Raw genomic sequence first — 26,962 nt, forward strand, 5'->3', positions numbered from 1 at the left:
AGCCGCCTCACGCGAGGCGGCTCTTTTCACGATGTAGCAACTGTCGATAAAACGTCTCGATTCGCTCGAAGCCCACGATGGAAGTCAAGAACGTCTCCTCTGATTCAAGGCGACGGACGTATTCCGCGGCAGCGGAAGCATGCTGCGACGGGGTTAACCGTTCGTACCAATCACGGAGCGGGATGAGGCCACGAGCCGCCACATCCTTCAAGCCGAGCGTCGAACGGGACGAATCGTAATGGGCGGCGAGCGCGTAAACGAAATGACTCATGCCTTGGCGGAGCATCTCGGTCGCCCAGATGTCATTGCCACGGTCACGTGCTTTCGTATATTGGAAAAAGAACCAAACCGCGTCAAACGCATGGTTAAAGAGCGCGTCGTCCGACAACGTCAGCTTCGAGCGGTGCGATTTCAGTCGCGCCTCAGGGTCGTACAGAACGGTCAACTCGTCCTGATCGTTCAACGTTTCGATCGTGACGGTGAACAAATCGACGTGTAAGAAATCGTCATACACGACGATGAGCTGCGGGGCGACGATATGAATCTCATCGGTTAATAAGATTGGACGATACGCGGCGAGATGGTCACGCCGTCGCGTTAAAAACGAAGCCACGTCCCCATCAGCGACGAGGACGTATAAGTCGACGTCGGAATGCTCGTCCCCTTCACCGCGGCCGAACGATCCCTTCAAAAAAATCGCTTCGACAGCGTCATCCTTACGTAACGCCTCCGTCAGTGTTTGGATGGCTACTTGTTGTCGCATCAAATCCACTCCTCCATTGGAAATATATTACTTTATTGTACGAAAATGAGTCGGGGGAATGCAATGAAATCCTGAGATGTCCGACCCTTTCGTTCAAGTCAAATATCGTGTATAGTAGGTTCGTTATGCATATGATAGAAGAAGCTTTGGAGTTTGGAGGGAGAGAACGATGCTAGAGTTTGACACGATTACAGCCATCTCGACACCGATGGGTGAAGGGGCAATCGGAATCGTCCGCTTGTCCGGGGACCGGTCCGTCGAGACGGTGGCACGCGTATTTTCTGGAAAAAACTTGACGGAAGTCGAGTCACATACGATTCATTACGGCAAATTGAAGCGTCCGGACACGGAAGAAGTCGTGGACGAAGTGATGGTCAGCATCATGCGGGCGCCGAAGACGTTCACACGAGAAGACGTCGTCGAAATCAATTGCCACGGTGGGATTGTCGCGGTCAATCGTGTCCTCGAGTTGATCCTCGAACAACCGAACGTCCGCTTAGCAGAACCAGGCGAGTTCACGAAACGCGCCTTTTTAAACGGCCGCATCGACTTGTCACAAGCCGAGGCTGTTATGGACTTGATTCGCGCCAAGACGGACCGGGCCATGAACGTGGCGATGTCTCAGATGGAGGGACGTTTGTCCCGTCTCGTCCGTGAATTGCGCCAGCAGTTGCTCGAGACCATCGCGGCCGTCGAAGTGAATATCGACTATCCGGAGTATGACGCTGAAGAAATGACGCAAGCGATCGTCGAAGAGAAGGCCGGAGAAGTGAAGCGGATTCTCGAGCAACTGCTTGAGACGGCCCGTCAAGGCAAGATTCTGCGGGAGGGCCTCGCCACGGCGATCATCGGTCGCCCGAACGTCGGAAAGTCGTCGCTCATGAACACGCTTGTGCAAGAGACGAAAGCGATCGTGACGGATATCGCCGGGACGACGCGCGATACGATTGAAGAATACGTCAACGTCAAAGGGGTACCGCTCAAACTGATCGATACGGCCGGGATTCGGGAAACCGAAGACATCGTCGAACGGATTGGGGTTGAGAAGTCACGGCAAGCACTCGCCGGCGCAGACTTGATTCTACTCGTCTTGAACGGGCACGAAGGACTGACACCGGAAGATGAGGCGTTATTCGAAGCGATTTCAGGCATGAACGCCATCATTATCATCAATAAGACGGACTTGCCACAAAACATGGATTCTTCTAAGCTAGAGAAACTAGCGGCAGGGCGTCCGATTGTCGCCACCTCGCTGTTACTAGAAGAAGGAATCGATGCGCTCGAGAAGGCGATCTCGAACTTGTTCTTCGCTAAAGGGGTCGAGTCACAGGACATGACGTATATCTCGAACGCACGACACATTCAACTCATCAAACAGACGATTGAGCAAATCGATGAGGCGCTCGGTAGCGCCCTCATGAACATGCCGATCGATATGGTACAAATCGATTTACGACGAGCGTGGGATACGCTCGGCGAAATCAATGGAGATACGGTCCAAGAAAGCTTGATTGACCAACTCTTTTCACAGTTTTGTCTTGGTAAATAATAAGGAGGAAATACTATGGCTTACACGGCAGGCGAGTTTGACGTCATCGTCATCGGAGCCGGGCACGCAGGCATCGAGGCGGCACTTGCGTCGGCGCGCATGGGCGCGAAAACGGCGATGCTGACGATGAACCCAGACATGGTCGGGTTCATGTATTGCAACCCGTCAATTGGCGGACCGGCGAAAGGGATTGTCGTCCGCGAAATTGATGCGCTCGGCGGCGAGATGGCGAAAGCGATTGACGCGACATACATTCAAATGAAGATGCTCAACACTTCGAAAGGTCCGGCGGTACGCGCGCTACGTGCCCAGGCGGACAAGTTCCAATATCAAAATCATATGAAAAAAGTGCTTGAAGACGAACCGAACCTATTACTTCGTCAAGCGCTCGTCGAACGCTTCCTCATCGAGGACGGGAAAATCGCCGGTGTCGTGACGAACACGGGATCGGAATATCGCGCCAAGGCGGTCATCGTCACGACGGGGACGTTCATGCGCGGTCAAATCATCATCGGCGAACTGTCGTATGAGAGCGGCCCGAACAACCAGATGCCATCGGTCGAACTGTCGAAGCATCTCGAAGAACTCGGGATTGAGCTCGTCCGTTTCAAAACCGGCACACCGCCTCGTATCGACGGGAAGACGATTGACTATTCGAAGACGGAGATTCAGCCGGGTGACGACAATCCGTCGCTGTTCTCGTACACGTCAAAAGACCTCGACCCGATTGAACAGATTCCGTGCTGGCTCACGTACACGAGCGAGCGGACCCATCAATTGATTGACGAGAACTTGCATCGTTCACCGATGTACTCAGGCGCAATCAAAGGGACCGGTCCACGCTATTGCCCATCGATTGAAGACAAGGTCGTCCGTTTTAACGATAAACCACGTCACCAAATCTTCCTCGAGCCGGAAGGGCGTGACACGGAAGAGATTTACGTGCAAGGCTTCTCGACGAGTATGCCAGAAGACGTACAACATCAAATGCTCCGGACGATTCCGGGACTTGAGAATTCCGAGATGATGCGACCGGGCTACGCGATCGAATACGATGCGGTCGTCCCGACTCAGCTTTGGCCGACACTCGAGACGAAGGCGATCGAAGGACTGTTCACGGCCGGACAAATCAATGGGACGAGCGGATATGAGGAAGCGGCCGGACAAGGCGTCATGGCCGGTATTAACGCCGCGTGTAAGGTGCTCGGGAAAGACCCGGTCATCTTGGATCGCTCACAAGCGTATATCGGCGTCTTGATTGACGACCTCGTCACGAAAGGAACGAACGAACCGTACCGTCTCTTGACGTCACGGGCCGAGTATCGGTTGTTGTTGCGTCACGACAACGCTGACCTTCGCTTGAGCGACATCGGTCATGAAATCGGCTTGCTCTCAGAAGAGCGTCAAACACAATTGAACGAGAAGCGCGAAGCAATCGCGACAGAAGTGAAACGATTGGAGTCGCTCGTCGTCAAGCCGACGGAAGAGATGAACGCGATGCTCGAGTCAGTCGGGGCGAACCCGCTGAAAGAAGCGACACATGCGAACATCTTGTTGAAGCGACCGGAAGTGACGTACGCGGCACTCATGACCGTCGTGCCGGCACCGGTCGAATTGCCGGCTGACGTCGCCGAACAAGTCGAGATTCAAGTGAAGTATGAGGGGTATATCTCAAAACAACTTGAACAAGTCGAGAAGATGCGGCGTATGGAAGAAAAACGAATCCCTGAAAACCTCGACTATGACGCGATTGGCGGCTTAGCGACAGAGGCAAAACAAAAGTTGAAACAAGTGCGTCCGCTCTCGATTGGGCAAGCGTCACGTATTTCCGGGGTAAACCCGGCTGACGTGTCGATCTTACTCGTCTACATCGAGCAAGGACAATACGCGACGGTGGAGTGAGACGATGAACGAATCCCAATTTATTGAGGCGTTACAAGCAGAAGGGTTTGAATTGAGTGAGAAACAACTCGCTCAGTTCAAACGCTATTTCGAGATGCTCGTCGAATGGAACGAGAAGATGAACTTGACGGCCATCACCGATCAAGAAGAAGTTTATTTGAAGCATTTTTATGACTCGCTCAGCGCAGCGTTTCATTTTGACTTCACGACCGTCGAGACGGTATGTGACGTCGGAGCCGGCGCCGGATTCCCGAGCTTGCCGCTCAAAATTCTATACCCGCACCTTCATGTGACGATTATCGATTCCTTGAACAAGCGCATTACGTTTTTGAACGAGCTCGCGCTCGCGCTGGAACTTGAAGGCGTCGCGTTCCATCACGGACGGGCCGAGGAATTTGGAAAAAATAAAAAATTTCGTGAGCAATTTGATGTCGTGACGGCCCGTGCCGTCGCCCGAATGACGGTGCTCGCCGAGTACTGTTTACCACTTGCAAAAGTCGGTGGAACGTTCGTAGCGCTCAAAGCGGCGAAAGTTTCCGACGAGCTCGTGGACGCGAAAAACGCCTTGGCGGTACTCGGTGGGAAGGTAAAAGCGACACACCAGTTCCTATTGCCAGGAGAGATGAGTGAGCGTAATATCGTAATTGTAGATAAATTACGAAAAACGCCTGGGAAATATCCGCGTAAAGCGGGTACACCGGCGAAAGAGCCACTAATCTGAGTAATAGTGTTTCACGTGAAACTAAAAGCAGATTCCGGTGGGAGTCTGCTTATTTTTTTACATAAGGGGTGCCGACGTTGAAAAAAACATTTGCCAAGTGGTTTGGAAATCGAGAAGAAGTGGCCGTCACGGAAATGGCGCAAGTCAAGCCGCACGACCAAGTAGAAGAGATCCCGTTGTCGCTTTTGCTTCCGAACCGCTATCAACCGCGTAAAGTGTTCGAGCCGGCTAAAATTGAAGAACTGGCCGTGACGATTCAAGAGCATGGTCTGCTCCAACCGATCGTCGTCAGACGGGTCGAACTCGACCGCTACGAAATCATCGCCGGGGAGCGACGTTTTCGTGCGGCCAAATCGCTCGGTTGGTCATCGATTCCGGCCATCGTGCGCGATATGGATGACGATACGACCGCCGCACTCGCATTGATCGAGAACTTGCAGCGCGAGCAGCTCAGCCCGATTGAAGAAGCGGAGGCGTACGAGCGTCTGTTGGCGATGAACGGGTTGACACAAGCCGCGCTTGCGAAAAGTCTCGGAAAGAGCCAGTCGACCATCGCGAACAAGTTACGTCTGTTGAAATTGCCGGAAGACGTCAAACATTGCTTGCGCGATCGTCAAATCAACGAGCGGCATGCCCGTGCCTTGTTGCCGTTAAAAGACGAACGGTTGCAATTAGAAGTGCTCATCGAGATTATCGAGCAAGAGTACAACGTCAAAGAGACGGAGCAACGCGTCGAATTTTTACTCACACCGATTGAGGAAGAGAAGCGCAAGCCGAAAAAACGGCCGCGTCGAACGAAGAGTTTTGCCCGTGACACACGAATCGCCATCAATACGATTCGTGACTCGGTCGAACTGATCGGAAAGACCGGCATCGAAGTGGAAACAGAAGAAGTCGAAGAAGACGGGTTCGTCGAGATTCGAATTCGAATCCCGAAAGCACGGCCACAACAGTGAGCCCGTGCTTTTTTCAATCATCGAAATAAAAAGGAGGAGCAACATGGAACGGTTACCGATTAAATTCATCCGCCCGAACCCGAACCAACCGAGGAAGCAATTCGAACCGCAACAGCTCGACGAGTTGCGCCAGTCGATTGAGCGGTACGGGGTGTTACAACCGATCGTCGTCCGTAAGGCGAGCGGATTTTATGAGATTATCGCCGGAGAACGACGTTATCAAGCGGCAAAGCTCGCCGGTAAATCAGAAATTCCGGCATTGATCGTGACGGCCGACTCGGACCGGGTCATGGAACTCGCCCTCATCGAAAACATTCAACGCGCCGACTTGAACGCGATTGAAGAGGCGCTCGCCTATGAACAGCTCATGCAGACGCTCGAGCTGACGCAACAGCAACTCGCAGAACGCGTCGGAAAGAGCCGGAGCCATGTGACGAACAGTTTGCGCCTACTCCGTCTGCCGAGCGCCGTTCAACATGCCGTCATGGTCGGAGAATTGACGATGGGGCATGCGCGTGCCATCACCGGGATGAAGTCCGAACAAGCGATGGAACAAATCGCGCGCCGGGTCATCGCCGAACAATGGACGGTACGTCGACTTGAACGGTTTTTGCAAAAAGAGCGGACAGCAAAAAAGACGCTCAAACGCTCGAGCGCCGACGTCGAAGCTGTCGAAGCGGTTCTAGCGGAACGTCTTCAGATGGATGTATCGATTCGCCCCCGACGAAAAGGCGGCGTCCTCGAACTGAAATATTTCTCACAGGACGACCTCGAGCATCTGTTGACGCTCCTGTCGCCTCAAGATTTCGATTCGTCACGGGATTGACGGAGCCGGGTGATCGCCGCTTCTTCATGATGGAGCCGACCGATGCGTGCATCGAACTCGGCGAACCCTTCCGTGATGAAACGGGCGAGCTCATAGACGAGATGGAGGCGTGTGTTTTGTAAAATCATCATCTCCATGAAACCGCTCACGTTGACGACGGCTTTAATGTTGTATTCACCGACGGCAGGTAACTCTTTTTGGACACCGGCGCCCGGGGCGAGCGGTCCTTCTGAGAAGAAGACGTACCCGACGCTCGACAATCGACCGAGACAGGCGTCGATGGCGATGATGAGCGGCCGATGAAAGCGGGTCTGAATCTCGTGAAGCGTCTCGACGAGGTTTAACGCATGGACAGGCTTCGTAAGCGTCCCATAGACGTATAAATTACGAACCGACTTTTCTTCGAGAAACGTACCGACCAGAGGACCGAGCGAGTCGCCGGTCGAACGATCGGAGCCGATGCAGACGAGGACGATGGGACGATGCGCCTCGCTCGCCAACTGCTCGTGCAGCTGGTCAGCGAATAGCTGTGAACCGCTCCGTTCGGTATGTTCGATGAAGAACGAGTAGGGTTTGTGTGGTTTTAAGCGAAACGGCATGAATCTCATCCTCTCTTCTGAGCTGCAGAACGTCTAGTTGCCTTGTCGGAAAGATACCGTACTATCCCATTCCCAAAACGTTGAAACTTATAACGTCTGGATGTAGCGTTTGAGAAAAGTCGTAAAGTATGTTTTGATGGGTTAGAATATACGATTTTACGAGGTGAAAACATGGCTTCACAAAATACAGACCCAACTGATTTGTCATCAGTGGCGGATCAGACGATTGAGAACGTCAACCGGTTCGTCGCTTACTTTCAAGATACCGAGATGTGGATCGGCTTCGGTTTCAAGCTCGCCGGCGTCGCGCTCATCATCTTGGCACTCTATATCGCATCACGCATTTTGACGTCGATGGTACAACGCGTCTTCACGTTACGCAAAATCCATGAAGACAACATCGTCGCCCAGCGCCAAAACGAGACGTTATTGAAACTGGCGCAAAATACGATTCGTTACGTGCTCGGCCTCGTCATGATTTTGACGGTGCTCGGCCAGTTCGGCGTCAACATCGCCGGTTTGATTGCGTCGGCCGGGGTTGCCGGTCTTGCGATCTCGTTCGGCGCGCAGAACTTGGTCAAGGACGTCATCACGGGCGCGTTCATCATCTTTGAAAACCAATATAAGAACGGGGACTACGTCAACTTGAACCAGCAAGTCGATGGAACGGTCATCGAAGTCGGGATTCGGACGACGAAGCTGAAAGGTTTGAACGGCCAAGTGACGATTATCCCGAACGGTCAAATCATGCAAGTGACGAACTATTCGCTTGAGAACAGTGTCGCCGTCGTCGATATCGGTGTCGCCTATGAAGAAGATATGGGTAAAGTCGAGACGGCGCTAAAAGAGATCGCGAAGACGGTCGAAGCGAAATATCACGACTTGTTCATTCAACCGATCACACTCGCCGGCGTCCAATCGCTCGGACCGTCTGAAGTCGTCTATCGACTCATGGCCGAGGTGCCGCCGACACAACACTTCGCGGCCGGCCGCATTTTGCATAAAGAATTGAAGGCGGGACTAGACGAGCGTGGCATCGAGATTCCGTACCCACGCACGGTCATGATGTCGCCGACTACCTCGACTAAAGGAGCGCCTGGAGATGCAAGCTAAATCGTATGAGTTAAACGATTATGTGGAAATGAAGAAGCCGCACGCCTGCAAGACGAACCGTTGGCAAGTGACACGGGTCGGGATGGACATCCGCATCAAATGCCAAGGCTGCGGTGCGAGCGTGCTCATGCCACGTCGCGATTTTGATAAGCGATTAAAGAAAGTGCTTAAAGAAGAAAACGCCGCTGAATAAGAGGCGTTTTTCTTTACGTTCACGTGTTGAGTTGCGGTTTAATCGTGGACTAACTATAATTGTGAAGGATGTGACGGTGTGGTGTACTCAATGTACCCACTCCACAGACGGATCAACATTTCCCGGAAAACCCGGATGAGGAGGACATACAAGTGGGATTAACAGCAGGAATCGTCGGATTGCCGAACGTCGGGAAATCGACATTATTTAACGCGATTACGCAAGCAGGTGTAGAGGCGGCCAACTATCCGTTCGCTACGATCGACCCGAACGTCGGTGTCGTCGAAGTACCGGATTCACGCCTTGATCGGTTGACGGAACTCGTTCAACCGAAAAAGACGGTACCGACCGCGTTCGAATTCACGGACATCGCCGGAATTGTCAAAGGAGCGTCAAAAGGGGAAGGGCTTGGCAACAAGTTCCTCGCCAACATTCGTGAAGTCGATGCGATTTGCCAAGTCGTCCGTTGTTTTGAAGACGACAACATCACGCACGTCGCCGGTAAAGTGTCGCCAATCGATGACATCACGACCATCAACCTCGAATTGATTTTGGCGGACCTTGAACTCGTCGAGAAACGCATCACGCGCGTTCAAAAGATGGTGAAGTCAAAAGATAAAGGCGCCGCACAAGAACTCGAGGCACTTGAAATCGTGCAAGCGGTGCTCGAGTCAGAGCGTCCAGCCCGCGTCGCGGAATTGACAGATGAACAACTCGCCATCGTCAAGCATTTCCAATTGCTCACGATGAAGCCGATGCTTTACGTCGCAAACGTAAGCGAAGACGAAGTGGCAGACTCGGATAACAATCCGTATGTACAAGCAGTTCGCGAGCACGCAGCGACAGAAGGCGCAAAAGTCATTGTCATCTGCGCCCGCATCGAAGAAGAGATTTCTGAGCTCGAGCCAGAAGAGCGTCTTGAATTCTTGCAAGACCTCGGCATCGAGGAGTCGGGTCTCGACCAATTAATTCGTGCTGCCTACTCTACGCTCGGACTCGCGACTTATTTCACGGCGGGTGAAAAAGAAGTGCGCGCGTGGACGTTTAAACAGGGTATGAAAGCACCGCAATGTGCGGGTGTCATCCACTCGGACTTCGAACGCGGATTCATCCGTGCCGAAGTCGTGTCATTTGACGATCTTTCAGCCGCTGGCAACATGACGACGGTAAAAGAGCAAGGGAAGCTTCGCTCAGAAGGAAAAGAGTATGTCTTCGCCGACGGTGATGTCGTTACGTTCCGTTTCAACGTCTAAGTCAATTTACGAAAATGTGTTGTAAAACGAAGAGAAGTTTGATAGTATATTATGACGTGAGTAAAACAATTGTTTGCTCCTTGCTCCTACAACCGGTAGGAGCCGTTAGTCCAAGAGGAGGTGAAAGATAATGCGTAAATACGAACTTCTTTACATTATCCGTCCATCAGTTGATGAGGAAGCGAAGAAAGCTTTGATCGAGCGCTTCAACAACGTCATCACTGACAACGGTGGTACTGTTGATAAAACAACAGACATGGGTAAACGTCGTTTCGCTTACGAAATCAACAAGATGCGCGAAGGACACTACGTTCTTCTTAACATCACTGCTGAGCCGAAAGCGATTCAAGAAACAGAGCGTCTCATGAAGATCTCTGATGACGTTGTCCGTCAAATGACAACTAAAGACGAGCGTTGATTCTTGACGCTTCATATTGCGAAAGGGGAGCTTTGAGATGATTAACCGAGTTGTGTTAGTTGGTCGATTGACACGCGATCCAGAAATGCGTTACACGCAGAGCGGCATCGCCGTAACTCGCTTTACTCTCGCTTGCGATCGTCCATTCACTGGACAAGATGGGAAGCGCGAGGCGGACTTCATTGATTGTGTCGTATGGCGCAAACAGGCAGAGAACGTGGCACAATATTTGAAAAAAGGCAGCATGGCCGGCGTAGACGGTCGCCTTCAAATCAGTAGTTACGAAGGTCAAGATGGCCAACGTCGTTACCGGGCAGAAGTCGTAGCCGATAGCGTACGCTTCCTTGAACCACGCGGAGCCTCAGGGCAACGTGATACAGCACCGGCTGGAGATGTCTTCGGTGGTGGTGAGTCAAGTGGGTCAGGATGGGGCGCAGCCGCTTCTTCGACTTCATCTCAGTCCTCGAACTCAAACAAAGGTTTTGACGCCGACCCGTTCTCGGGCGGAGGCAAAATCGACTTATCGGATGACGATCTACCATTTTGATCGAGCCGATTCGAAACTAAACTTATAAAGGAGGTCTTCACATGGCACGTCGTCCAGGAGGTCGTCGTCGTCGTAAAGTATGTTTCTTTACGTCGAACAACATCACTCATATCGATTATAAAGACGTAGAATTGCTCAAACGCTTCGTTTCGGAGCGTGGTAAAATTCTTCCACGTCGTGTGACTGGTACTTCAGCGAAATACCAACGTCCACTTACTGTCGCTATCAAGCGCTCACGTCAAATGGCTTTGCTTCCATACGTTGCAGAGTAATCTTGGCGCACGACTTATCCTTCGGGATAAGTCGTTTTTTGTTTATCGTCGGAGTGTAAGTCGAACGGACGGATATGGTATGATAAAGCAGAAACCATTTCGACATCATGGGTGTTTGACACTCATTTTAGGAGGCATACATGCACAGTGGTGAAGCAATAACATCCGTGAAGAACCAATCAAAGCACGCGCTCCCTTACGTGTTCGGGATCCTTGCTGCGTTCGGATTGGCGTTCTACAACATCGTGGCAGCGGTCACCCTGTTCGTTTTCACGCTGATTTTCTTCATCTATCAACAAGTGACGATTCGCCGGCAACGTAGAGCGTGGGAACAGTACGTTCACTTGCTGTCCCACCGGATTGAAGACGTCGGGAAAGAAGCGTTGACCGGGATGCCGATCGGGATTCTCGTCTTTGATGAGGCGCGTCGCATCAGTTGGTTCAACGAGCAATCCCGTCTCATCTTCGAGCTCGAGATGGAACTTGGTATCCCGCTTGATGCGATTCATTCCGCGTTCACCGAGTTGATTGAAGAAGAAGAGGACGAAGCGACGATCGAAGTCGGAGACCGGGTGTATCGTGTGTTATACAATCAAGAATTTCAGACGCTGTACTTGTTCGACATGACGGAGGAGGCTGAGATTGAACAGAAGTACTCAGAAGCCCAGACTGTCATCGGTGTCTTGTATTTAGACAACTATGATGAGATGTCGACGGGGGTCGACGAGCAGATTCGTAGCGAAATCAATCGCCGCGTGACCGTCCTTCTCAATCAATGGGCGCAAAAGTATCACATTTATATGCGCCGGACGGCAGCTGACCGCTTCTTCCTCGTCATGAACGAACGGACGCTCTCAGAACTCGAGAACAATCGGTTCGCGATTTTAGATGAGGTCCGGGAAGCGACGAAAGAACATAAGATTCCGCTCACGCTCTCGATTGGGATTGGTTGCGGGGAGACGTCATTGACTGAACTCGGTAACTTATCACAATCGAGCCTCGATTTGGCACTCGGCCGTGGCGGCGACCAAGTCGTCGTCAAACGGCATAACGGGAAAGTCCGCTTCTTCGGCGGCAAGACGAACCCGACCGAGAAACGGACGCGCGTCCGAGCCCGTGTCATCTCGAACTCGATGCGAGACTTGATTAAAGAATCGAGCCGTGTGCTCATTATGGGCCATAAAAACCCGGATATGGACTCACTTGGCGCCTCGATCGGAATCATGAAGCTCGCTGAGTTCGTCGGACGTGAGGCGTATGTTGTCATTCCGGCCGGCGAGACGAGTGTCGGCATCCAGCGTCTCGTTCATGAGGTCGAGAACGATGAGGAGCTGTATAGCCGCTTCTTGACCGAGTTCGAGGCCCAACCGCTCATCGATGAGCAGACGTTACTCGTCATCGTCGATACGCACCGGCCTTCGCTCGTCATTTCACGCGAGATTCTTGATCGGGCCGAGCGCGTCGTCGTCATCGACCATCATCGCCGTGGCGAAGAGTTCATCGAAGACCCGGTGCTCGTCTATATGGAGCCGTACGCGTCATCGACGTGCGAGCTCGTGACGGAACTGATTGAGTATCAGGCCGGGACGCGTAAACTATCGATTTTAGAAGCGACGTCGCTCCTTGCGGGCATCATGGTCGACACGAAAGGGTTCACGCTCCGGACTGGATCGCGGACGTTTGACGCCGCATCGTTCTTGCGGATTCAAGGGGCCGATACGGTACTCGTTCAACATTTCATGCGACAAGACCTCGATTCATATATCGAACAGTCGCATATTCTTGAAAATACCGAGATTTATTCGGACGGCATGGCGATTGCCGTCGCCCCGGACGATGAACCGCACCACCAAGTGCTCATCGCCCAGTCGGCCGACCAGTTACTCAATATGGAAGGCGTCAAAGCCTCGTTCGTCATCGCCGTCTTACCGGACGGACGAACCGGGATCAGCGCTCGTTCGCTCGGAGACGTCAACGTTCAAGTCGTCATGGAGATGCTTGACGGGGGCGGTCATTTGACGAACGCGGCGACACAGCTCGACGTCAATCGCGACCAAGCGAAGAAGCTGTTGAAAGAAGCGATTGATCATTATTTGACAGATGAAACCGAAGGAGAGGAAACGGAATGAAAGTCATTTTGAAAGTAGATGTTAAAGGGCAAGGAAAAGCTGGAGACGTGAAAGACGTCGCCGACGCATATGCAAAGAACGTCCTCTTCAAAAAGAACTTGGCCGTCGAAGCGACGCCGGGCAACTTGAAGGCGTTCGCGGCGAAAGAACGTCGGGCCGAGCAAGCGGCTGAAGAAGAGTTGAAAGCAGCCCAAGCACTCAAAGCCAAAATCGAGAAAGAGACGATCGTCGTCAAGACGAAGTCAGGTGAAGGTGGCCGCGTCTTCGGTTCGGTCACGAGCAAGCAGATCGCCGAGGCGTTGAAAGGGATGGGCTACAAGCTCGACAAGCGTAAAATCGAGCTCGAGCACCCGATTAAAGCGCTCGGTTTCACAAAAGTGCCAGTGAAGTTGCATCAGGACGTCACGGCCACGTTAAACGTCCATGTCCAAGAAGCGTGAAGGTGAGGGAATGACGGATGAGTGATGCGATTCAAGTGAATACCCCGCCGCATAGCGTTGAGGCGGAGCAAGCCGTCCTCGGAGCCGTCATCCTCGACTCGGACCGTCTGATCACTGCCTCGGAACGAGTCGACCCGGACGATTTTTATCGCGTCAGCCATCAACGAATCTTTGAGGCGATGTTAAAAATCAATGACCGCGGCGAACTCGTCGATTTGGTCACGCTCAGTTCGGAGCTTCAAGCCCAAGGGATCCTCGATGAAATCGGTGGCTTGAACTACTTGGCGGAAATCGCTGAAGCGGTTCCGGCCATCGGAAACATCGGTTACTACTTGAACGTCGTCGACCAAAAGGCGGCGCTCCGCCGACTTATCCGTACGGCAACGAATATCGTCTCGGACGGGTATGAGCGCCAAGACGAAGTCGATGCGGTCTTATCCGACGCGGAGCGAAACATTTTAAAAGTGTCGCAGCGAAAAGGGCAGTCCAGTTTCCACCCGATCGGGTCGGTTTTATCGGACGCCTACTCGACGATTGAAAAATTACACCAATCAAGCGGCGAGATCACAGGAATTGCGACCGGCTTCACCGATTTGGATAAGATGACGGCCGGTTTCCAACGAAACGACCTCATCATCGTCGCGGCTCGTCCTTCGGTCGGGAAGACGGCGTTCGCGCTCAACATCTCGCAAAACGTCGCGGTCCGTACCGGCGAGAACGTCGCCATCTTCAGTTTGGAGATGGGCGCCGAGCAACTCGTCATGCGGATGCTCTGTGCGGAAGGCAATATCGATGCCCAGCGTCTCCGGACCGGACGGCTCGAGGCCGAGGACTGGGGACGGCTCTCGCTCGCGATGTCATCGTTGTCTCAAGCAGGGATTTATATCGATGATACGCCGGGCCTCCGGGTCAACGAGATTCGTGCGAAATGCCGCCGCTTGAAGCAAGAACATGGCCTTGGCATGATCATGATTGACTACTTGCAGCTCATCGTCGGGAACGGGAAACCGGGCGAGAACCGGCAACAAGAAGTCTCGGAGATCTCACGTACGCTCAAAGCGATCGCGCGTGAGCTGCAAGTTCCGGTCATCGCCTTGTCCCAGCTCTCGCGTGGTGTAGAGAGCCGGCAAGACAAGCGGCCGATGATGTCGGATATCCGGGAATCCGGAGCCATCGAGCAAGATGCCGATATCGTCGCCTTCTTGTATCGTGACGATTACTACGACAAAGAGAGTGAAGATGCGAACACGATCGAGATTATCATCGCCAAACAGCGTAACGGTCCGACCGGTACGGTCAAACTCTCGTTCCGAAAAGAATTCAACAAGTTCGTCAACATGGAGACGCAAGCCTTTGCGCCGCCGATGTAGCGACGAATCAAGCGACGTCGACGAGGCGTCGCTTTTTTTGTCCGACTTTATACCCAAACGTCTTCGGAAAATCAAGAATTCGAGAAGTGAGCGAAGAAAGTTAAGTCAATAACGAACGAAAGATTACAGTATAAAAATATCGTTCGGTATTAGGTTGACTTTCTGAAGTGTCAGGTGTACACTTACGGATGGTTTGAACAGAACGTTTATTTACAAGGAGGATTCATTATGTCATCAGTAGTCGTAGTGGGAACGCAGTGGGGCGATGAAGGAAAAGGGAAGATTACCGATTTCTTGTCGAAACAAGCCGACGTCGTCGCGCGTTATCAAGGGGGAGACAACGCTGGTCATACAATCGTCTTCAATGATACGAAATACAAACTTCATTTGATTCCATCGGGGATCTTTTACTCGGATAAGACGTGTGTCATCGGGAACGGGATGGTCGTCAACCCGAAATCGCTCGTCAAAGAGCTCGCCTACTTGCATGAGAGAGGTGTGAGCACGGACAACCTCCGTATCTCGAACCGGGCGCACGTCATCTTGCCGTATCACCAGCTTCAAGACAAGCTTGAAGAAGATGCGAAAGGCGACGCGAAAGTCGGGACGACGTTAAAAGGGATTGGTCCTTGTTACATGGACAAAGCGGCGCGCATCGGGATTCGCATCGCCGACCTGCTCGATAAAGAAGTGTTCGCCGAGAAGCTCAAGACCGTTCTTGAGATCAAGAACCGCATGTTCGTGAAGATGTACGAAGTCGACGCGGTCGCGTTCGATGACGTGTTCGAAGAGTATTATGCGTATGGCCAACAGTTCGCCAAGTACGTCTGTGATACGTCGGTCGTCTTGAACGACGCGCTCGACGAAGACGAGAAGGTGCTCTTCGAAGGCGCGCAAGGCGTCCTCCTCGACATCGATCACGGGACGTACCCGTTCGTCACGTCATCGAACGCGGCGTCTGGCGGCGTGTCGAGCGGTGCCGGAATCGGCCCGTCGAAGATTCATCACGTCGTCGGGGTGTGTAAAGCGTACACGTCGCGCGTCGGTGACGGCCCGTTCCCGACCGAGCTCGACGATGAGATTGGCCACATGATCCGGGAAGTCGGAAAAGAGTACGGTACGACGACGGGTCGTCCGCGTCGTGTCGGTTGGTTCGACTCGGTCGTCGTTCGCCACTCACGTCGCGTCAGCGGAATCACGGACCTTTGTCTCAACTCGATTGACGTGTTGACAGGGCTTGAGACGTTGAAGATTTGTACGGCATACGAGTATGAAGGCAAGCTCCTCGATGAGTACCCGCCAAACTTCCGTGTCCTCGAGAAGTGTGTCCCGGTCTATGAAGAGCTCCCGGGCTGGACAGAAGATATTACAGGCGTCCGCGCGTTCGAGGACTTACCGGTGAACGCACAGAACTACGTCAAGCGCATCGAAGCGTTGACGGGCATCGAGTTGTTGACGTTCTCGGTCGGACCGGCACGTGAGCAGACGGTCATCTTGCGTGACATTTACGAAGCATAAGACAGAGAGCCCGCGCGGCTCTCTTTTTCATTTCCACGGAAATGACCCATGCTTTCTAACCTATAGAAAAAGAGTTACAATGTAGACATGTACGTTTAATGATAGAGGAGGACTCACTGAATGGATCGTACGATTTTAGTGGTAGATGACGAACAACCAATCGCTGATATATTGAAATTCAAACTTGAAAAAGAAGGGTACCAAGTCCACGTCGCATACGACGGGGAAGAGGCGCTCGTGAAAGTCGAAGAGGTCAAGCCAGACTTGATCTTACTCGACATCATGCTTCCGCTCAAAGACGGGATGGAAGTCTGCCGGGAAGTCCGGAAGAAATACGACATGCCGATCATCATGTTGACGGCGAAAGATTCAGAGATCGACAAAGTACTCGGTCTCGAACTTGGCGCCGACGACTACGTGACGAAACCGTTCAGCTCACGCGAGCTGTTGGCACGCGTCAAGGCGAACATGCGCCGTCATGCGACGGCACCGGCGCCGGAGACGAAAGGTGCCAATGAAAATGATATCGTCATCGGAGATTTGACGATTCACCCCGATTCGTACATGGTGACGAAGCGGGAAGAGAAGATTGAACTGACACATCGTGAGTTCGAGCTCATCCATTACCTCGCCCAAAACATCGGGCAAGTGATGACGCGTGAGCATTTGCTCCAGACCGTATGGGGTTACGATTACTTCGGTGACGTCCGGACGGTCGACGTGACGGTGCGACGTCTTCGTGAGAAAGTCGAAGACAACCCGTCGACGCCGACGTATATCATCACGCGTCGTGGGGTCGGCTACTATTTAAAAGCAGGAGAAGAAGACTAAACGATGAAACGGACGAACTTCTTTAAATCTATCCAGTGGAAGCTCGTCGTCATCTATGCGCTGCTCATCCTTGTTGCGATGCAAGTCATCGGGGTGTACTTCGTACGTTCCCTTGAACGGCAATACATCAACAACTTCTCGCAGTCGCTCGTCGACCGAGCCAACCTTCTGAGCTATAACGTCAGCCAAGGGGTGGCATCGAACGGCGGCGACTCGACCTCCGATCAGCAGTTGAACCAGGTACTGGATCAACTGCTGTCTGAATTTACGGAGAGCACGACGCTAGCTGACGACATTCGCGAAGTCCAAATCATCGACACGAACAGTGTCGTCCGGGCGACGTCGAACCCGAACAATCAAAGTCTCGTCGGGCAACGGACGGCGAGCACGTTTATCCAAAAATCGTTCGCGACGAGCGGGGCCCAAGAGACGGTCGTTTACGAGGACTCGAACGAACGGATGCGCGTCGTCGCCGTTCCGGTCAAATCGGAAGTCGACGGCACGACGACCGGCATGATTTATATCGAGGCATCGATGCAGTCCATCTATAACCAGATGGAGCAGGTGACCCGAATCCTTGCGACCGGGACGCTCATCGCCCTCATCATCACCTCGATTCTCGGCATCTTGCTGTCACGGACGATCACGCGGCCGATTGCGGATATGCGTCGTCAAGCCGTCGAGATGCGAAAAGGGAACTTCTCCCGAAAGGTTAAAGTGTACTCTGACGACGAGGTCGGACAGCTCGCTTACGCGTTCAACGAATTGACCGATGAATTGATGGAAGCGAACGCCACGACCGAGGCCGAACGCCGTCGTTTGACGAGCGTACTCGAGAACATGTCGGACGGGGTCGTCGCGACCGATCGTTCGCTCCGTGTCATTCTCATGAACGACCAGGCCCGCGACATGATCGGTGTCGACGAAGAGGAGGCGATGGGGGCGAACCTTCAGAGCTTGCTCGAGTTTGACGACGAGATCGTCATCCCGGAAGATGGGACGATGCCGCCGAAACTGATCGACCTCAGTACGGACGATGAGCTGTTCCTTGTACGCGCCTACTTCTCGCCGATTCAAAAGCATAGCGGTCCCATCACCGGTCTCATCGTCGTCTTGCACGACGTGACCGAACAGGAGCAAGTCGAGCAGGACCGTCGTGAGTTCGTCGCGAACGTGAGCCATGAGCTTCGGACGCCATTGACGACGATGCGCAGCTATCTCGAAGTACTCGCCGAAGGCGCGTATAAAGACGATGAGCTCGCACCACGGTTCCTCGAGACGACGCAAAACGAGACGGAGCGAATGATTCGCCTCGTCAACGACTTGTTGCAGCTCTCGAAAATGGACAGTAAAGAGTATAAGATGCAAAAAGTGAAGTTCGACTTCATCCAGTTCTTCAACGACATCATCGACCGTCACGAGATGACGAAAGGGGAGACGATTGAGTTTCGTCGGAAGCTCATGAAGCGCCGTGTGTACGTGCACGCCGATCAAGACAAGATGACGCAAGTGATTGACAACATCATCACGAACGCGATCAAGTTCTCTCCAGAAGGCGGGACGATCACGTTCCGTACGATGCTTCGGGCGAAACGGCTCGTCGTCGGGATTAAAGACGAAGGCGTCGGCATCCCGAAATCGAACTTGAAGAAAATCTTTGAGCGGTTCTACCGTGTCGATAAGGCACGGGCCCGTAACATCGGGGGGACCGGGCTCGGTCTGTCGATCGCCAAAGAAGTCGTCTCGGCGCACGGTGGGGACATTTGGGCGGAAAGTGAGTTCGGCCGCGGGACGACGATTTACTTCACCATCCCGTTCGACACGATTGTGGAGGTGAATGACTGATGGAACGCAAACGTTTTTGGGGAAAGCCAGAACTAGTGAAATCGCTCGTCTTGCTCACCTTGATCGTCACGTCCATCGTCCAAACGATCATCCTGTGGGATTATCATCCGAAATACCAGTCGGTCCAGTCGGAGACGCAAGTCGCGACGGTCGACACGTCGCTCCAACGTCGGGCGAGTCAAGTGATTATCCCAGCGCAAACGGTCGTCCATGAGAATAACGCCGTCTTTGCGACGAAGAATACGCCGAAACAGATCGCCCGGGTCATCCGCGACACGTTCGAAGCGAACGAGTTCAAGCCGCTCGCCGCGAAAAACGTGCCAAGTTTGTACACGGATATTAACGAGGCGCTCGAACTCGTGTTGCCGGAACCGTATTACTCGGATACGCTCAGCTATATCGTGCCGGGCTCGTACAGCCTGTCCGGAAAAGTGCCGCAGCGCGCCCTTTTGTTCGTAGACAGTGACGTGTGGAAGATTCGGGCGATCATGAGCGACCAGTCGATTTGGGAAGGACGGTTGGCCAAAGTCGGCAACGGCGACGTCAACAGCCTGTTCTTGAAAGACTCGAGCCGTTCAATGCAGCGCGTCACGTATACGGAGGACCGGGTGAACTATATCCCAGTCGTCGGACCAGAGATGAACGAACTGTTCGCGTATGACGTCTCACAAATTCAAATCGCGGCCCGTCTCGATTGGATGCGGGATACGTTCTTCCCGGGAGACCCGAACGTCCAAGAAGTCGACCCGGCGAGCTCGGTCGGGGCCCTCACGAACGGGATTAGCGTCGCTGAATACGACGCGAAACTGAACGCGAGCCGCTACCGGAACTTGTCGCGTAACAGCGCCGAGCGTGAATCCGCTATCGGACTCGATACGATCGTCGAGTTCGTCAACTTCCACGGCGGTTGGGTCGACGAGACGTCTGAGGGCCAAGGGTTGTCGCTCCGGTTCGATGCGATCACACCCGCGAATAAAGGGTTCGAGACGACCGTCTTCCGGTTTCACGTGAACGGCTATCCGGTGTTTAGTCAACGGGAAGCGTTCATCAATAACGACGCGGTCGACTTGTCGACGCTTCGCGTCGAGAACGACGGGGCGCAAGTCCGATCCGTCACACGGCACCACCTTGAAATCGATCGGATGATCTCGGTCGGAACGACGAAACTCGCGGACGGCCAAGACGTGATTGACATGCTCGTCAACACGGGACGGTTCGAGAACGTCACGGAGATTCGCCTCGGGTATGAGATTGAATACAATGAGGATACGAGCCGTTACGTCACGTTCTCACCGAACTGGTTCGTCCGTGAGGCGGGTCGTTGGATTCCTTATGATAAACCGGGAGACTGGACAGAAAGGATGATGTACCGTGGATTGGAGTAAAGCGAAAACGATTCTCTTATTCGCCTTCCTCGCGCTGAACATCTACCTGTTGTTCCAGCTCTTGACCGAGACGTGGGCGACCGAGGTCGTCTCAAACGACAATACGTCGATTGCGCAAATCTTAAATCAACGTGACGTCGATGCGTCCAAACTGCCGAGGATGGGCCGAGATATCGGTTATTTGACCGGTTCGTCCGAGCAGATGTCGGCATCGATGATCACGAAAAACCGGGAAGCCCAGCTCGCGACGACGCTCGACAACATGCAGCTCGAAGTCGAGTTGAAGGAGCCCGTCCCGCTCGATGAGGCGGACTTACGGACGACAGCGGCGACGTTCGTCGCCGAGTACGTGCCGTTCGGTTCCGAGTATGCGTATTGGCGTTTCGATGAAGCGACGCGTCAAATCGCGTTCGTGCAGACGTATGAGAACAACAAGATTTTCTCAAACCCTGAAATCGAGGCCGATACAGAGAAATATATCGGTCCGTCGCTGTTATTACTCCAATTGAACGAAGCATACGAAGTGACCGACTACAAACAACGTCATTTGACGAACTTGTCGTCGAAGTCGCAAGACGATCTCGTCTTGACGGCGAGCGAGGCCATCTCGCAACTCGCGGCCAGGAAGTATTTCCAGCCGAACCAAGAGATGCGGGCCATCAATACAGGCTTTTACAGCCTCCCGCTCGACAGCTCGGGCAGTTTGATTATCATGCCACCGCTCTGGTCGATTGCGATTGACGAGAACGTCTACTTCGTCAACGCGATTGACGGGACGGTCGAGCGAGTCGAGTTTTTAACGGAAGAATGAAAGAAAGGAGTGATGGCGTGACTTTACGCTATAGTGTACTTGCGAGCGGTTCGACCGGTAACGCGCTCTACATTGAGACGGAACGGGCGAAGCTGCTCGTCGATGCCGGATTGACCGGGAAGGCGATGCAAGAGCGCATCCATCAGATTGGCCGGTCGTTCGAAGGCATCGACGCACTGCTCGTCACCCATGAGCACTCCGACCATATAAAAGGGGTCGGAATTTTGGCCCGTAAGTTCAACTTGCCGATTTACGCGAACGCGAAGACGTGGGACGCGATGGAAGCGAACATCGGGAAGATTGACCCGGCGCTCAAGTTTCATTTCGAGGTCGGGGACATCAAACAGTTCGGAGACATCGAGATCGAGTCGTTCAACGTCAGCCATGACGCGGCCGATCCGATGTTCTATCAGTTCGCCCACGAAGGCAAGCGGCTCGCCCACATTACGGACACCGGCTACGTGTCGGACCGGATGAAAGGTGTCATCCGCGGTGCGGACGACTTCATCTTCGAGTCGAACCATGACGTGTCGATGCTGCAGATGGGACGTTATCCGTGGAGCGTCAAACGGCGAATCCTCGGTGATTACGGCCACGTCTCGAACGAGGACGCGGCCATCGCCATGAGCGAGGTCATCGGCGAGCGGACGAAACGCATCTACTTGGCTCACCTCAGTAAAGACAACAACATGAAAGAACTCGCCCAGATGAGCGTCTCTCAGACGCTCGGCATGCGCGATGTCGACCTCGGTCGCATCAAATTGTGCGATACCGACCCAACCGTTCCGACTTCCCTCGTTTCTTTATAAGCGAAGTTGGGAAAAGACAGATAACACACTGTCTTAAAGGGGGGACGCGTCGTGAATGAAGAGAGACACCATGAGTATGAACCTCAAGACGTCGAACCTTTACCGCACGAAGCAGACACGATGAACAGTCAATCGACTTACCCATCTCGCAGCGACTGGCGTCCGAAAAGTGAGGAACGCGTGCGCCACAAGCCGCAAACGAATATAAAACCGTTGTTACTCGGAGGGGTTGGCGGATTCTTAGGAGCGGCTTTGTTCTTTTTGGCGATGATGCTCTGGGATTCGCCGACCTCTCGTTTTGTGACGAACGAGTTGATTCGGACCGAACAGGCCGTCACGTTCACCGAGTCGGATATCACGACGGCCGTGACCGGGGCGAAGACGTCCGTCGTCAGCATCACGAACATCCAGCGCGCCTTTACATCGAACTCGCAGTGGGAGGCGGGCGCAGGCTCCGGCGTCATCTATAAAGTCGAGGACGACACGGCCTATATCGTCACGAACTTCCACGTCATCGAACAGGCCGATGAGATTAGCATCGCCTTCTCGGACGGACAAGTCGCCACGGCGACCGTCCTCGGCGAAGATCCGCTGAACGACTTGGCCGTCGCGGCCGTGGAGTTACCGGACAACATCGAGGCGACACCGATCGTCCTCGGCGATTCGACGACGCTTCAAGCCGGCGAGACGGTCATGGCGATCGGCAATCCGCTCGGTGTCTTTTCAAACTCGGTCACCCGTGGTATCGTCAGTGGTGTCGAACGCACCGTGCCGGTCGACACGAATAGTGACGGGCTCATGGATTACAACGCCGAGGTCATCCAGACCGATGCGGCAATCAACCCGGGCAACTCCGGCGGGGCGCTCATCAACATCCGAGGCGAACTCGTCGGCATCAACTCGATGAAGATCGCGGAAGCGAGCGTCGAAGGGGTCGGGTTCTCGATTCCCGTCAACGTGGCGCTCCCCGTCATCGATATGCTAGAACGGGACGGGCGCGTGACGCGGGCCCAGCTCGGCGTCACGATTCAAGAGGTCATCGCGGTCCCGGGCAACGTCCGGGAAGAGTATGGCATCAGTTTTGACAATGAGGACGGGGTCTTTGTCGAAGAGATCACACCCGGCAGTCCGGCCGAACAGGCGGGGCTTCAAGTCGGGGACGTCATCGTGAAGATTGGCGACCGGGAGATTAAACGGTACGTCGACTTACGGGACGCGCTCTACCGCGACGCGACGGTCGGGGATACGGTCACGATCGAATATACGCGGCGCGGTGAGCGGAACGAGACCGATGCAACGCTAACAGAAGCGAGATAAAGAAGCGGCGACGCTTCTTTTTTAAGGAGGAAAACCTGTGGAAAAAAAAGTATGCAAGGAACATGTTGAAATCGCTTTAGACATCATCGTCGATGAGACGGGGGAATACCCGGTGCTCGAAGAGCTATCCACAAGTGGACAAGTGACGTGTGCGTTCTGTGACGCCGATGCAACATATGTTGTGTCAAGCAAAAAATGATTATCAACATGTGGATTTGTGGATAACTCTGTGGATAACCCTATGGATAACTCCGAAAAAACTGTGGAAAAAGGAAGAATTGGATGAATATTTCAATTATCACGGTCGGCAAACTAAAAGAGAAGTATTTGAAACTAGGAATTGCCGAGTATACGAAACGGCTGTCTGCCTATGCAAAAGTGCAGGAAATCGAGGTCGCAGACGAGAAAGCGCCTGAGCATTTAAGTGACGCGGATATGATACTAGTAAAACAAAAAGAAGGCGAGCGAATTTTGGCCAAAATCAGTCCGGATACGCACGTCATCGCACTCGCCATCAACGCCAAACAACGGACGAGTGAAGAGTTCGCCCGTGAGCTCGATCAACTCGCCACGTATGGGAAAAGTAAAATCGCCTTCGTGATCGGTGGCTCGCTCGGCTTATCCGAGGACGTTATGAAACGCGCGAACGATACGATCTCATTCTCGAAGATGACGTTCCCGCACCAAGTGATGAAACTCGTCTTGTGCGAGCAGATTTATCGGGCATATCGAATCAATCGGAATGAGCCGTATCATAAATAAAGTGAAATCAAATAAAAAGGTTGATGAGCCAGCGCTCATCAACCTTTTATATCTGCCTCAAACCTATGAATAGTCTTCAGTTGTTCAATCAAACGTGTGGTCACGTTTATAAGCGACAAACTGTAAGCCGACTGCGATAAAGGCGGTCAAACCGATAAATGTAAGCACGAATAGGAGCGGCGGCCAGGTCGTCCCGATGACGACCGCGTCTTGTAAGACGACGACGTTGTCCGCTTCGGCAATGATGTCGGGCTCATACGTGAACGTCCGGAGAAAGCCGATTCCGAACGTGGCGATGAAATAAACAAGATGAAGTGCCGCCGAAGTGAGAGCGGCGTGGGTCAGTCGTTTCATAAAAATTTTCCTTTCATTCTTTCACGAGTAGGCTTCGTGAAAGCTTTTGTTCCATTTGATCATGCAGTTTTTGGCCGAGCGAGATTGGATTCGGGAGGACAGAGAGTTCGGCGTAAAGCGGGAACATACGGCGCACATCATCCGGATAGTAATCCCCAGGACGTGGCGATTCATGCCCTGTAATCGTGAACGACTCTGCCTCGCTGTCGACGTAGAGGACGAGCGGACCTGCCATGCCCGTCCCTGGCTCGAAGTGGTCCCCTTCTCGCACATGTTCTTGAATGAGAGCCCAGACGTAAATCTCATGTTTCGTCGTACTCGTGTCGAGAATTTTATACGTCGTATAGACCTCACCACCAAAATTCGGCGCCATCACTTCGGTCGCCAAGTAGCGCTCCACCGCGGCTTGATCAAGTTGGACGGACTGACTTATCGTGACGAACGATTCGCCTGTCGCCATATAATAGATGCCTGAACAAAGCGTCATCGTATAAAATGTGGTCAAGATGAGTTTTTTCATAGGAGTTCCTCCCAAGTGAGCGCGACTTTTCTTTTAGTGTAGCGTATGTATGCATGATAGTGGGAATTTTTACTAATATTTAAAGAGGTGATAGGATGCAGACAATCTATCTCGCCGGTGGCTGTCTATGGGGGGTGCAGGCGTTCGTCAAGACGTTACCCGGCGTCGTCGAGACGGAAGCCGGACGGGCGAACGGAAAGACAACCACGCTCGAAGGAGACTATGATGGATACGCTGAATGCGTTAAAACAACGTTCGATCCGACAATCGTCACGATTGAAGCGTTGATGGGGTACTTGTTCGAAATCATTGACCCGTATAGCGTCAACCGACAAGGCGAAGACGTCGGAGAGAAGTACCGGACCGGTTTATATAGTGAGGATGCGAAACATATGGAGGCGGCCCGTGCGTTTATCCAAAGGCGAAGCGACGCGGACCGAATCGCGGTCGAAGTGTTGCCCCTTACGAATTACGTTCCGAGCGCAGCGGAGCATCAGGACCGTCTCGCCCGCTGTCCGGACGATTATTGTCACATCCCGCAAGCGTTGCTTGAGAAATACAAGCGTTGAACAACGATGTAAAAATAAACTTAGCTTATGTAGAAGTAGGACAAATGATATAGTAGGGAAGTAACGATTATCACATCACCACGGAGGACCACTATGTTCACATTCGGCATCGTCGGGGGCGCCAGCTTGCTGTTGACAGGGGTTATGATTGGCATCCTGTTCCTAATCATTCGTTCTATTATGAGAAGAATGAAATGAGCCCGCACAAAAAAGGAGTCTCGTCACCAGAATGAGGTGTCGAGGCTCCTTTTCGTGTTACGCCCGCTCGAGCACGTTCACGAGCAGTTGATGGACGACGGCGTGGTCGCGCACGTCGTGAAGCTTGTAGTCTTTCCCGGGTAATGTGTACCATTCGGCTGCCCCGACGTACGTGACGGCGAGCTCGAGTGTGCCATCATCATGGCACGACGTCTTCAGTTCGAGTTCTCCGCTGATGACGCCGACTTCTTCGGTCATGACACCGTGAGAAGCTTTAAAGATAGACGATTGTTGATCCATAATGGCCTCCTTTTTGAATCAATAGCTGCAGGCATTGATGGCTGTTTGAAGCGCTGCTTTCTCTGACGATTGGAGCGTGAGTCCCCAACGGCTCTTCGTCTCAACCCACATCTTCGCATAGGCACAACGCGCACCGGCACGCGGCGGCTGCCATGTCGACGGGTCTTGGTCCCCTTTGGAACGGTTTGATGTCGCGGATACGGCAATCAACTGCGGCCCGTTCAAATCGTTGGCGAAGCTTTGACGCTTCGTCGATGTCCAGCTGCTCGCACCTGAACGCCACGCTTCCGCGAGCGGGACGACGTGGTCGATGTCTATATCAGAAGCGGACGTGAAGACGAGACCGTCATAGTAACTGTACCATCTTCCGGTCGTGACCGGGCAAGTGTCGACGACTGAATCGGCATCACGCTTCAAGACGACGTGACGGGTGTTACAGCCGTTCCCTTGACTGCTCCAATGGGGGAACAAGTCACGGCTGTAGCCGGTCATCGGCCCTTCCGCTTGGATGGTCAACGCGTTTAGTTTCGTGAGTGCGTCGGCTTTCGACGGAATGTTCGGCGGCAAGGCCGAAGCGGTCGGTGTACTGAAGTGGAGCGTGGTCAAAACGAGAACGATGGCGAATAAAGAACTGAGCATTTTCTTCAACATGGGTAAACCTCCTCATATGTATGACGACGAAATCAAGCGCC

The 26,962-nt window shown here is 53.1% G+C and carries 30 protein-coding genes; 24 read left to right on the plus strand and 6 right to left on the minus strand.

Annotation, left to right across the window (positions count from 1 at the left end):
* Window positions 1–7: 7 nt before the first annotated feature.
* Entirely contained in the window at window positions 8–763 is a 756-nt protein-coding gene (locus tag KNP76_RS10070) for a nucleotidyltransferase domain-containing protein (protein WP_214844447.1), read from the minus strand.
* A gap of 169 nt (window positions 764–932) precedes the next feature.
* Here KNP76_RS10070 and mnmE point away from each other — a divergent pair, with 169 nt between their 5' ends.
* The 5 genes from mnmE to KNP76_RS10095 all read left to right on the plus strand — a co-directional run bounded on the left by mnmE (window position 933) and on the right by KNP76_RS10095 (window position 6,717).
* Window positions 933–2,312 carry a tRNA uridine-5-carboxymethylaminomethyl(34) synthesis GTPase MnmE gene (mnmE, locus tag KNP76_RS10075; RefSeq protein ID WP_034817046.1) on the plus strand — a complete coding sequence of 460 codons (1,380 nt, stop codon included), beginning with the start codon at window positions 933–935 and terminating at the stop codon, window positions 2,310–2,312.
* A 15-nt stretch (window positions 2,313–2,327) separates the two neighbouring features.
* Entirely contained in the window at window positions 2,328–4,214 is a 1,887-nt protein-coding gene (mnmG, locus tag KNP76_RS10080; protein ID WP_214844448.1) for a tRNA uridine-5-carboxymethylaminomethyl(34) synthesis enzyme MnmG, read from the plus strand.
* 4 nt (window positions 4,215–4,218) lie between these two features.
* Window positions 4,219–4,935 (plus strand): 16S rRNA (guanine(527)-N(7))-methyltransferase RsmG, encoded by a 717-nt coding sequence (gene rsmG / locus KNP76_RS10085; protein ID WP_034806205.1) that lies wholly within the window; start codon window positions 4,219–4,221, stop codon window positions 4,933–4,935.
* Between the two features lie 77 nt (window positions 4,936–5,012).
* Window positions 5,013–5,891, plus strand: coding sequence for a nucleoid occlusion protein (gene noc / locus KNP76_RS10090; RefSeq protein ID WP_034806208.1), 879 nt, complete (start codon window positions 5,013–5,015; stop codon window positions 5,889–5,891).
* A gap of 43 nt (window positions 5,892–5,934) precedes the next feature.
* Window positions 5,935–6,717: a ParB/RepB/Spo0J family partition protein gene (locus KNP76_RS10095; RefSeq protein ID WP_214844449.1), complete on the plus strand. Its 783-nt coding sequence runs from the start codon at window positions 5,935–5,937 to the stop codon at window positions 6,715–6,717.
* Here the strand turns inward: KNP76_RS10095 and yyaC are convergent.
* Window positions 6,690–7,316 carry a spore protease YyaC gene (yyaC, locus tag KNP76_RS10100; protein WP_034817041.1) on the minus strand — a complete coding sequence of 209 codons (627 nt, stop codon included), beginning with the start codon at window positions 7,314–7,316 and terminating at the stop codon, window positions 6,690–6,692. The two genes, KNP76_RS10095 and yyaC, sit on opposite strands and share 28 nt — an antisense overlap.
* Window positions 7,317–7,487: 171 nt before the next feature.
* On the opposite strand from yyaC, the gene KNP76_RS10105 reads away from it, so the two are divergent.
* The 18 genes from KNP76_RS10105 (at window position 7,488) to rlmH (ending at window position 24,329) form a co-directional block, all read left to right on the plus strand.
* The gene (locus tag KNP76_RS10105; protein WP_051690335.1) at window positions 7,488–8,429 is read left to right on the plus strand and encodes a mechanosensitive ion channel family protein; all 942 of its coding nucleotides are present in this window, start codon (window positions 7,488–7,490) and stop codon (window positions 8,427–8,429) included.
* Complete coding sequence (locus KNP76_RS10110; RefSeq protein WP_024371080.1) at window positions 8,419–8,622, plus strand: DUF951 domain-containing protein; 204 nt, start codon at window positions 8,419–8,421, stop codon at window positions 8,620–8,622. Before KNP76_RS10105 ends, KNP76_RS10110 begins: the two co-directional genes overlap by 11 nt.
* Before the next feature lie 152 nt (window positions 8,623–8,774).
* Complete coding sequence (gene ychF / locus KNP76_RS10115; RefSeq protein WP_211780229.1) at window positions 8,775–9,875, plus strand: redox-regulated ATPase YchF; 1,101 nt, start codon at window positions 8,775–8,777, stop codon at window positions 9,873–9,875.
* A gap of 130 nt (window positions 9,876–10,005) precedes the next feature.
* Window positions 10,006–10,293: a 30S ribosomal protein S6 gene (gene rpsF / locus KNP76_RS10120; protein WP_034806218.1), complete on the plus strand. Its 288-nt coding sequence runs from the start codon at window positions 10,006–10,008 to the stop codon at window positions 10,291–10,293.
* A 37-nt stretch (window positions 10,294–10,330) separates the two neighbouring features.
* The gene (ssb, locus tag KNP76_RS10125; RefSeq protein ID WP_034806221.1) at window positions 10,331–10,840 is read left to right on the plus strand and encodes a single-stranded DNA-binding protein; all 510 of its coding nucleotides are present in this window, start codon (window positions 10,331–10,333) and stop codon (window positions 10,838–10,840) included.
* Window positions 10,841–10,881: 41 nt separating this feature from the next.
* Complete coding sequence (gene rpsR, locus KNP76_RS10130) at window positions 10,882–11,112, plus strand: 30S ribosomal protein S18 (RefSeq protein ID WP_015880232.1); 231 nt, start codon at window positions 10,882–10,884, stop codon at window positions 11,110–11,112.
* Between the two features lie 140 nt (window positions 11,113–11,252).
* A complete protein-coding gene (locus KNP76_RS10135) occupies window positions 11,253–13,241 on the plus strand; it encodes a DHH family phosphoesterase (RefSeq protein WP_214844450.1) in 1,989 nt (662 codons plus the stop codon).
* Window positions 13,238–13,681: a 50S ribosomal protein L9 gene (rplI, locus tag KNP76_RS10140; RefSeq protein WP_034806227.1), complete on the plus strand. Its 444-nt coding sequence runs from the start codon at window positions 13,238–13,240 to the stop codon at window positions 13,679–13,681. The genes KNP76_RS10135 and rplI overlap by 4 nt, the downstream gene beginning before the upstream one ends.
* A gap of 17 nt (window positions 13,682–13,698) precedes the next feature.
* Window positions 13,699–15,051 carry a replicative DNA helicase gene (gene dnaB / locus KNP76_RS10145; protein ID WP_034806231.1) on the plus strand — a complete coding sequence of 451 codons (1,353 nt, stop codon included), beginning with the start codon at window positions 13,699–13,701 and terminating at the stop codon, window positions 15,049–15,051.
* A gap of 228 nt (window positions 15,052–15,279) precedes the next feature.
* The gene (locus KNP76_RS10150; protein WP_034817032.1) at window positions 15,280–16,569 is read left to right on the plus strand and encodes an adenylosuccinate synthase; all 1,290 of its coding nucleotides are present in this window, start codon (window positions 15,280–15,282) and stop codon (window positions 16,567–16,569) included.
* 120 nt (window positions 16,570–16,689) lie between these two features.
* The gene (gene yycF / locus KNP76_RS10155; RefSeq protein WP_034806238.1) at window positions 16,690–17,400 is read left to right on the plus strand and encodes a response regulator YycF; all 711 of its coding nucleotides are present in this window, start codon (window positions 16,690–16,692) and stop codon (window positions 17,398–17,400) included.
* Window positions 17,401–17,403: 3 nt separating this feature from the next.
* Window positions 17,404–19,245, plus strand: a complete 1,842-nt coding sequence (walK, locus tag KNP76_RS10160; RefSeq protein ID WP_034806241.1) for a cell wall metabolism sensor histidine kinase WalK — start codon at window positions 17,404–17,406, stop codon at window positions 19,243–19,245.
* Entirely contained in the window at window positions 19,245–20,630 is a 1,386-nt protein-coding gene (gene yycH, locus KNP76_RS10165; protein ID WP_214844451.1) for a two-component system activity regulator YycH, read from the plus strand. Before walK ends, yycH begins: the two co-directional genes overlap by 1 nt.
* Window positions 20,617–21,441: a two-component system regulatory protein YycI gene (locus KNP76_RS10170; RefSeq protein ID WP_034817026.1), complete on the plus strand. Its 825-nt coding sequence runs from the start codon at window positions 20,617–20,619 to the stop codon at window positions 21,439–21,441. The genes yycH and KNP76_RS10170 overlap by 14 nt, the downstream gene beginning before the upstream one ends.
* A 17-nt stretch (window positions 21,442–21,458) precedes the next feature.
* The gene (locus tag KNP76_RS10175) at window positions 21,459–22,250 is read left to right on the plus strand and encodes an MBL fold metallo-hydrolase (RefSeq protein ID WP_211780224.1); all 792 of its coding nucleotides are present in this window, start codon (window positions 21,459–21,461) and stop codon (window positions 22,248–22,250) included.
* Between the two features lie 51 nt (window positions 22,251–22,301).
* Complete coding sequence (locus KNP76_RS10180; protein WP_214844452.1) at window positions 22,302–23,567, plus strand: S1C family serine protease; 1,266 nt, start codon at window positions 22,302–22,304, stop codon at window positions 23,565–23,567.
* 37 nt (window positions 23,568–23,604) lie between these two features.
* Window positions 23,605–23,766: a CxxH/CxxC protein gene (locus KNP76_RS10185; RefSeq protein ID WP_081825821.1), complete on the plus strand. Its 162-nt coding sequence runs from the start codon at window positions 23,605–23,607 to the stop codon at window positions 23,764–23,766.
* A gap of 83 nt (window positions 23,767–23,849) precedes the next feature.
* Window positions 23,850–24,329: a 23S rRNA (pseudouridine(1915)-N(3))-methyltransferase RlmH gene (gene rlmH, locus KNP76_RS10190; protein ID WP_034806255.1), complete on the plus strand. Its 480-nt coding sequence runs from the start codon at window positions 23,850–23,852 to the stop codon at window positions 24,327–24,329.
* An 84-nt stretch (window positions 24,330–24,413) separates the two neighbouring features.
* Here the strand turns inward: rlmH and KNP76_RS10195 are convergent, their stop codons facing one another.
* Together KNP76_RS10195 and KNP76_RS10200 are read right to left on the minus strand one after the other, a co-directional pair.
* Window positions 24,414–24,683, minus strand: coding sequence for a hypothetical protein (locus KNP76_RS10195; protein WP_214844453.1), 270 nt, complete (start codon window positions 24,681–24,683; stop codon window positions 24,414–24,416).
* Window positions 24,684–24,696: 13 nt separating this feature from the next.
* Window positions 24,697–25,203 carry a hypothetical protein gene (locus KNP76_RS10200; RefSeq protein ID WP_251137435.1) on the minus strand — a complete coding sequence of 169 codons (507 nt, stop codon included), beginning with the start codon at window positions 25,201–25,203 and terminating at the stop codon, window positions 24,697–24,699.
* Window positions 25,204–25,298: 95 nt separating this feature from the next.
* Here KNP76_RS10200 and KNP76_RS10205 point away from each other — a divergent pair, with 95 nt between their 5' ends.
* Window positions 25,299–25,772 carry a peptide-methionine (S)-S-oxide reductase gene (locus tag KNP76_RS10205; protein WP_214844454.1) on the plus strand — a complete coding sequence of 158 codons (474 nt, stop codon included), beginning with the start codon at window positions 25,299–25,301 and terminating at the stop codon, window positions 25,770–25,772.
* A gap of 255 nt (window positions 25,773–26,027) precedes the next feature.
* Here the strand turns inward: KNP76_RS10205 and KNP76_RS10210 are convergent, their stop codons facing one another.
* A complete protein-coding gene (locus KNP76_RS10210) occupies window positions 26,028–26,270 on the minus strand; it encodes a hypothetical protein (RefSeq protein ID WP_034817014.1) in 243 nt (80 codons plus the stop codon).
* A gap of 18 nt (window positions 26,271–26,288) precedes the next feature.
* Entirely contained in the window at window positions 26,289–26,921 is a 633-nt protein-coding gene (locus KNP76_RS10215) for an HNH endonuclease family protein (RefSeq protein WP_214844455.1), read from the minus strand.
* Window positions 26,922–26,962: the final 41 nt, after the last annotated feature.

The sequence above is a fragment of the Exiguobacterium sp. s150 genome, assembly GCF_018618435.1.
GTDB classification, from domain to species: domain Bacteria; phylum Bacillota; class Bacilli; order Exiguobacteriales; family Exiguobacteriaceae; genus Exiguobacterium; species Exiguobacterium alkaliphilum.